Consider the following 8,035-nt stretch of genomic DNA (forward strand, 5'->3'; position numbering starts at 1 on the left):
GCCACCAGCGACGCGCCGGCCGAAACCCATCGGCGGGTGAAGACGAAGCCGCCACCCGGTACGGCCAAGCCGAGCCCCACCGCCCTGGCACGTGGCGAGCGGCGCAGAATCGTCGGCAAGAGCGCCAGCGCCTGCACCCCGATGAATGCCCACCTGGTCCGTCGTTGCCGCGTCCGCGACACCGGACCGATGCCTAACGGGCGCAACGGAATCAGTGGGGACAGCGGATGGTTCGCGACCCTCGCTGTCGAGCCCTGTGCGGTCTGCTCGGTGTTGGTGGTCATTACACCCGTCCATTCGCGATGTCTGATTGGAAGCTACTTTTGCTTGCGCAGTCTTCGACGTACTGACTGACGCTCGAGCACGATCATCGCCCGCATACCGCGTTGTTTGACTCCGGTGTAGGGCGCGGCGAGCGCTGCCGACAACGAGAATCGCGACGGAGCTTTCATCACTCCGCGGGCATGGCTGAAAGTCTCGAAGCCGGAGCGCCCGTGGTAGTAACCCATCCCGCTTTCCCCGACACCACCGAACGGCATGCCTGCCACGGTGTAGTGCAGGGTCACGTCGTTGATAGTCACCCCGCCCGAGTAGGTGCGCGCCAGAAAGCGTTGCCGCGCTTCGTCATCAGGGCCGAAATAATAAGCCGCGAGCGGCTTCGGGCCGGCATTGATGTGTTCGATCGCGTCATCGATGTTCGCATAGGTCGCGATCGGAAGAACCGGACCGAAGATCTCCTCAGCCATGATGCGCATGTCCTTCGTCGGGCCGAGCACCAGGGTGGGAGCGATCTTGTGCGTGCCTTGACGGGAGAAGTCTTCTGAAGCAGGGTTGATCTCTATGATCTGCGCGCCCTTGGCGCGAGCATCCTCGATAAGCCCGTGGATCCGATCGAAATGACGTTCGTTGACGATCGAGGTGTAGTCGTCGTTGTCCAGAATCCGTGGAAACATCTGTCCCACACTGGCCCTGACGTGTTCGACGAGAGCGCATTGCTTCTCTTCTGGAATCAGTACGTAGTCCGGCGAAAGGCAGAGCTGTCCTGCGTTCATCGTCTTGCCGACCATGATTCGGTCGGCCGCCGCCTTCAGATCGGCGTTCGGGGAGATCACGACCGGGGATTTGCCACCGAGCTCGAGCGTCACCGGAACGAGGTTGTCGGCGGCCGCGCGCTGCACGTGTCGGCCCGTCCCCGGCGACCCGGTCAGCAGGAGGTGGTCGAACGGTAGCGCCCCGAACTCTGCGCCGACGTCGGGCCCTCCGGTGAAGGCCCGTAATTCGGCGTCGTCGAATCGTTTTGCGATTTCGACACGCATCAGCTCGGAGGTCTCGGGGACGAACTCCGAGAGCTTCACCATGACGGCGTTACCCGCTGCGAACGCCTGGGTAACGGGGTCGAAGGTCAGGCCCACCGGGAAGTTCCAGGGGCTGATCACGCCGACGACGCCCAGCGGCTGCCAGTCGACCCACGCTCGGGCCCCGGCGAGCCGCATCGCACCCGTGCCGTAACGGGTGGGCTTCATCCAGCCGCGCACGTTTTTGCGGGTGTGTTTGATCGCGGGCAATGGACCTACCACATCGGACAGCATGGACTGTGCGCGAGACCGGTGGCCGTAGTCACTGACCAGGGCATCGACGAGGGCATCGGCGTTGGACACGATGAGGTCGATGACGCGGTCGATGCGATCGATCCGGGTGGCCGCCGAGGGCGGTCCGGCCGCCAGAAAGGCGCGGCGCTGCTCGTCAAGCACCGTGCGCATGTCGGTCGGGACGACCACGCGACCGTTGGTGCGAAGCGCAGCGGACTTCGACGTCATGTTGGTCCTCAGTCCTTGTTCATCAGGTGCACGAGCCGCCACATCAGGGCCGGCGAGAGTCGGCGAAGCAGCCATGTGGGACGTGCCTCACCGGGCACCAGCACCGTGGTTCCCCGCTCGAGACCCTTCTCGATGCGATCGAGGATGTCCTCGGGTTCGGCGGCGCGGCCAGAGGTGACGGCATCCACCAGAGCCTTCGGGCCGCCCTCGACGGCCTGATCGAGCAGCGGCGTTTTCACCGCCGACGGTGCCGCGAGGATCATGCGCAGTCTGGTGTGCCGGTGTTCGTGAATGAGGATCTCGCCGTAGGTGTTCACCGCCGACTTGCTCGCGCAGTATGCGGAGAAATTGGTCGACGCCGAGTACCCCGTGATCGAACCGAACAAGACGACGTCGCCTCGGTTTCGCGACACCATCCCCGGCAGCACGGCCTTTGTGACATGAACCGTGCCGAAGTAATTGATCTTCATCGGTGCCAGCAGACGCTCCACCGGTGTGTCGAGGATGCGACCCGCAGGCATGATTCCGGCCGCGTGCACCAGCCGGTCGATCGGACCGTGCGTAGCCTCCACCGTCGTCACCACGTGATTGACGGCGTCCATGTCGGTGACGTCGCACGGATAGGGGAAGATCTTGTCCCCGCCCTGCCGCTGAGTTTCCTTCATTCCGGTCTCGTCGACATCGGCGATCGCGACTGTCGCTCCCTGGTCGGCGAGCCGTACCGCGGCTATGCGGCCCATTCCGCTACCGCCGCCTGTCACCAGCGCAACCCGTCCCGTGAAGCTCATCGATTCCTCCGCTGTCGCCCGGTGTACCGCTCTCCGACTGAGAGACGCCAGCATGACCCCTGGCGCAACGTATCTAACCTAGTTTACTTTATAGGAGTTACCCGCCACAGGACCAGAGGCACGTGCGCGACGGGGTGGGGTGAGGGCGGGTACCCACTGCAGACCTGGTGACGGCGCACCGTGAGAAGGCGACAAGGATGTCTGACCCAGCTGGATTTGGCCTGCATACCGCTGATGATCTGCCGTTGCACGGCCTGCGAGTGGTCGATCTGACGGATGGCGTGGCGGCCTCGTCGACACGGCTGCTGGCCGAGCTGGGCGCAGACGTCGTGCTGGTTGAGCCGCCTGAGGGCGTCGCCTCGCGGCGTTCATATCCCCAGCACGACGGCATCGGGTTGAGTTTCCTCACCGCGCACGCCAACAAGTCGGGCGTGGCGCTGGATCTGACCACCGATGCGGGTCGAGCCCACCTGCTGGCTCTCGTGGATGCAGCCGACATCGTCGTCGAATCGCTGCCTGTCGGCCGACTGGCCGACCTCGGCGTCCCGCCCGCCCTGATGCGGGAGCGCAACCCGGCGTTGGTGGTGGTCTCCATCACCGACTTCGGGCAGAGCGGCCCGTACCGCGACTGGCGTGCGACCGAGGCGGTGCACGCTGCGATGTCATCGGTGCTGACGCGGTCCGGCGCTCCGGACCGCGAGCCCCTTTTGCCACCGGGCGACTTCGCCACCGAAGCCGGCGCGGTCCAAGCGGCCTTCGCTGCACTCATCGCTTACTACCACGCGCTGGGGACAGGCAACGGCGACTATGTTGACTGCTCGTTGCACGACATGGCGGTGCAGGGGATCGACCCCGGCTTCGGGATGGCAGGCACCGCTACGATGGGCCGCCCGCTGTCCGAGCTCGAGCCCGGGCGACCCGACGCGCGAATGCTCTACCCGATCTTCCCGTGCGCCGACGGCCACGTTCGGCTGTGCATGCTCGCGCCGAAACATTGGCGGGCGATGTTCGCTTGGCTCGGCGAACCCGAGGAGTTCGCGGACCCGTCGTTCGAGGAACTCATCACCCGCTTCATGTCCTGGGACAAACTCCGGGAAGTCATCGCTGAGCTGTTCGCGGACGAGACACGCGACCACATAGTCGGTCGAGGAATCGAGCTCGGTATCCCCATTGCGAGCGTGAACACACCCGCCGAGGCCGCGACGAGTGATCACGCCACAACGCGTCGGTCCTTCGTCGATGCCGAAGTCGCGCCAGGCCTCAACGGACGGATGGCCAACGGCTACCTGGAGTTCGATGGCGGGCGTGCTGGATTCCGTTTTCGCGCACCGACTCTGGGCGAGCACACCCGTGACGTGCTCGGCGGTGTAGTCGTTGACGTCACGCCCGCGCCGCGGGGTACGAATCCGGCTGCACCGCCCGTCCGTCCGCTGGAAGGACTGCGCGTCCTCGACCTCGGGGTGATCGTCGTGGGCGCCGAGACGGGCCGCCTGCTCGCCGATCAGGGGGCCGAGGTCATCAAGGTCGAAAACCGGGCGTTCATGGACGGAGCGCGCCAGGCCGACACCCCAGAGCGGGTCAGCCACGCCTTCTCGGTAGGGAACCGGAACAAGCTGAGCCTGGGCCTGAATCTCCGCGAGTCGCGCGGTATCGAACTGATGCGTGAGCTGATCGCCAAATCCGATGTCATCTTGACGAACTTCAAACCCGGCACCATGGATTCGCTGGGACTCGATGACGACACACTGCGCGCGTTGAACCCCGGGATCATCGTGGTCGAAAGCAGTGCGTTCGGTAGCAGCGGACCGTGGAGCAAGCGAATGGGATACGGACCGCTGGTTCGCGCAGCGGTCGGGCTGACGACGCTGTGGCGCCATCCGGACGCCCCCGAGGGGTTCGGCGACGACATGACCGTCTACCCCGATCACGCGGCGGCACGCGTTGCCGTTGCCGCGATCATGGCCGCATTGATCGCCCGCCGACATAGCGGCAAGGGGTCCAAAGTCACCGTCGCACAGATGGAAACCGTCTTCGCCCAGTTGGCAACGGGCTATCTGCACGAATCTCTTGAGCCCGGGACGATGGTCGCGCGCGGCAACACCGGCCAGTTCGATGCCCCCTCAGGGGTGTACCGCTGCCGCGGCGAGGACGCCTACTGCGCGGTTGCCGTCGACGGCGACATCGATTGGCTCAATCTTGCCAAGGCCATCGGCCGCGACGATCTCGCCGACCGTCCCGACCTCAACACGGCTGACGGCCGGGTAGCACACCGCGAAGAGGTCGATCGAGCCCTCCAGGAATGGGCTGCGCCGCTCGAACCGCGCGACGCCGCAGCGCGGTTGCAATCCGCCGGCATCGCAGCCGGTGCCGCCGTACATGTCAAGGATCTGCTCGACGATCCGCAGCTGGCGCATCGGCACGCATTCGGGAAACAGCCGCAGCCCGGTTGGGACGAAGACCTGACGGTGGAAACCGGCATCGCACTGTTCGACGCGATCGCAGCGCCGATGTTGAACCCGGCACCCGTCATGGCACAGGACACCCGATCGGTCTGCCGGACGGTGCTGGAACTCAGCGACGCTGAAATCGACCAGCTCGCCGGTGATGGCATCCTTGCGCTGCCTACGGAAACGACGACGTGACGGCCGCCATCGATCCTCGAACTCCGGTTGTCGTCGGTGTCGGCCAGTACAGCGAGCGCATCGACGACCCGGATTACCGCGCACTGTCGGCCGTCGAGCTGGCGGCTGCGGCGTCGCGTGCCGCGCTGGAGGACTGCGGTGCCGACGTGGCCGTTGTCGCTCGTCGGATCGACACCGTCGCCGGCGTGCGTCAGTTCGAGATCTCGACTCCGCGCGCGAGCGCGCCTCTGGGCAAATCCACGAACTACCCCCGATCGGTCGCCCACCGACTCGGCGCGGACCCCGCCGACGCCATCCTCGAGGTCGCGGGCGGGCAGGGCCCTCAACACCTCGTCAACGAGATGACGGGCGCCATCGCCGTCGGCGAACGCAGCGTCGCACTGCTTTTCGGGTCCGAGGCGATCTCCACTGTGCGTCACTTGATGTCGGCCGACGAGCGACCGGACTTCTCCGAAGCCGTCGACGGGCAGTTGAACGATCGCGGGTACGGCCTGGAAGGCATGGGCGGCAAAGACTATTGGATTCACGGTCTGCTCGACGCGCCCTCTCAGTATGGGTTGCTCGAGAATGCCCGCCGCTCGCGGATAGGACTGACCCGCGATCAGTACCGCCAACAGATGGCTGAGCTGTTCGAGCCCTTCACCCGCGTCGCCGCGACCAATCCTTTCGCCGCCTCGCCGGTCGAGCGCAGTGCCGCCGAACTGGCCGCGATCACCACCTCCAATCGGATGATCTCCGACCCGTATCCGCGCTTGCTGGTGGCGCGCGACCAGGTGAACCAGGGCGCCGCCGTGCTGGTCATGTCAGTTGGTGCGGCGGTGGAACTCGGCGTGCCGCAGGATCGTTGGGTGTTCCTGCACGCTCACACCGATCTGCGCGAACGCAATCTGCTCGACCGCCCGGATCTGAGCCGAGCTCCGTCGGCCGTCGCAGCCACGCTCGGGGCCCTTGAGGTCGCCGCCGTCGACGTCGACCAAATCGCTACGTTCGACCTCTACAGCTGCTTCCCCATCGCGGTATCCAACGTCTGCGAGGGCATCGGCCTGTCGACGGAAGATTCGCGGGGCTTGACCTTGACCGGAGGGCTCCCCTATTTCGGCGGTGCGGGCAACAACTATTCGATGCACGCCATCGCCGAGACGGTGCGCGCGATGCGCGAGCGCCCGGGCTCGCACGGATTGGTGGGCGCCAACGGCGGCACGTTGTCGAAGTATTCGGTCGGCATCTACTCGACGACGCCTCGCGCCTGGACAGCCGATCGCAGTAGCGCACTCCAGTCCGACCTGGATGCCCGACCTGTCGCCGCGTTCACACACGCTCCCGAAGGAAATGGGCGCATCGAGACGTACACGGTGCGGCACACGAAATCGGCTCCGGTCGGAATCATCGTCGGTCGTCTGCACTCAAACGACACGCGATTTCTGGCGAACCCAACCGACGGTGACGACGAACTCACCGATCTTCTTCTGCGTGGTGAACCCGTTGGCGCTCAGATCCTGGTGCGGCCTCACGAGTCCGGCAACAAGGCGTCGCTGAGCAGTGCTCGGCTACAGAAGGCCGCAGGGGGAAGCCGATGAGAGTCCTCGTCACGGGCGCAACAGGGCCGTTCGGCAGAGCCGTCTCTCGGCGTCTGCTCACCGCCGGACACGACGTGACCGCCATGGCCCGCAACAGACCGCAGAAACTTGTCGACGGCGTCGAGTTCACGGCGGGAGACGTCCGCGATTCGCGCGCGGTGAGCAACGCGTTGTCTGGATGTGACGCAGTGGTCCACTTGGCGTGGGTGGTCGCTCCGCTGAAAACCGAGGCCGAGACAAAGGAGATCAATCTCGGCGGAACGCGAAACATATTGGACGCCATGGCTGCGACTGGCTGCCAGCGTTTGGTGTTCTCCTCATCGGTACTCGCCTACGGAGCTGTGCCGGGACATCCGGAGATGCTGACCGAGGACGACGAGCGCCGACCGCCGCCGAACCACTTCTACGCCGCGCACAAGAAGGCGGCCGAGGACATGATCGCCGGCAGCGGCGTCGACGCCGTGCTGGTCCGTGCCGGCATCATCGCCGGACGCGACGTCGACAACACCATCTTTCGGTTCTTCTCCAGTCCGGCACTGCCGGTTCCCGACCCGGACCGGCGCCAACAGTTCGTCCACACCGAGGACGTCGCGCGGTTCACCGCTGATGCGGTGTCGCATTCGCGGTCCGGCGCGGTGAACATCACCGGCGCAGGCAGTCTCACGATGCGGGAGATCGCAGACGTCATTGGTCGCCCGCTTATCAGAGTGCCCGAACGGGCGCTTGCCGCAGCCGTCGGCGGCGCCTGGAAGCTGGGACTCAGCGAGTTGGCGCCCGGCGAGATCGGGGGTCTGCTGTACATGCCGATCGTCGACACCACCCGACTCCGCGAGGAGTGGGGGTTCTCCTGCGCATGGTCGAGTCGCGATGCCCTCGAGGACATGGCTCGCGCCTCCCACGGCGTCGTGACCCTGGGCAAGAGAACGTTCACACTTCCGTGGCGGGTACCACCTGATTCGCCGAGCCACGCCGGCCCCGTCCGCGCTGTGTTCCTGCGCCGCACCTATGCAGACGAAGTGGACCGGGTGGCGCGTGACATCGCCCGGCTCACCTCGGATGTCGACAGCGTCGGCGAGAAACCCCGAGACGTTGCGCGCCGCCGACTGATCACCGATGTGGCCGCTCACGCCGCGCTACTGGCCCGCATCGGTGAGCACACCGACATGCCCAGACAGGTGGTCGAACGAGCAGTTCACGCCAGTCGGGCTGCA

At 65.7% G+C, this 8,035-nt stretch carries 5 protein-coding genes and 1 pseudogene; 3 read left to right on the forward strand and 3 right to left on the reverse strand.

Annotated features, from left to right (window positions below):
* From QOJ24_RS27265 to QOJ24_RS27275, 3 genes and pseudogenes are all read right to left on the reverse strand, one after another.
* A pseudogene (locus QOJ24_RS27265) lies at positions 1 to 284 on the reverse strand (hypothetical protein); the annotation flags it as partial.
* A gap of 33 nt (positions 285 to 317) precedes the next feature.
* Positions 318 to 1,817, reverse strand: coding sequence for a coniferyl aldehyde dehydrogenase (locus QOJ24_RS27270; protein ID WP_526266766.1), 1,500 nt, complete (start codon positions 1,815 to 1,817; stop codon positions 318 to 320).
* Positions 1,818 to 1,825: 8 nt separating this feature from the next.
* Positions 1,826 to 2,605, reverse strand: coding sequence for an SDR family NAD(P)-dependent oxidoreductase (locus tag QOJ24_RS27275; RefSeq protein ID WP_526266767.1), 780 nt, complete (start codon positions 2,603 to 2,605; stop codon positions 1,826 to 1,828).
* Positions 2,606 to 2,802: 197 nt separating this feature from the next.
* On the opposite strand from QOJ24_RS27275, the gene QOJ24_RS27280 reads away from it, so the two are divergent.
* From QOJ24_RS27280 to QOJ24_RS27290, 3 genes are all read left to right on the forward strand, one after another.
* Positions 2,803 to 5,247 (forward strand): CaiB/BaiF CoA transferase family protein, encoded by a 2,445-nt coding sequence (locus QOJ24_RS27280; protein ID WP_526266769.1) that lies wholly within the window; start codon positions 2,803 to 2,805, stop codon positions 5,245 to 5,247.
* Positions 5,244 to 6,824: an acetyl-CoA acetyltransferase gene (locus QOJ24_RS27285; protein WP_526266771.1), complete on the forward strand. Its 1,581-nt coding sequence runs from the start codon at positions 5,244 to 5,246 to the stop codon at positions 6,822 to 6,824. The genes QOJ24_RS27280 and QOJ24_RS27285 overlap by 4 nt, the downstream gene beginning before the upstream one ends.
* Positions 6,821 to 8,035: NAD-dependent epimerase/dehydratase family protein (locus tag QOJ24_RS27290; protein ID WP_526266773.1), on the forward strand; the 1,215-nt coding region annotated here is incomplete at its 3' end. The genes QOJ24_RS27285 and QOJ24_RS27290, both read left to right, overlap by 4 nt.

Origin of the sequence: Mycobacterium sp., assembly GCF_032159775.1 — a bacterium.
In the GTDB taxonomy this organism is placed as follows: Bacteria; Actinomycetota; Actinomycetes; order Mycobacteriales; family Mycobacteriaceae; genus Mycobacterium.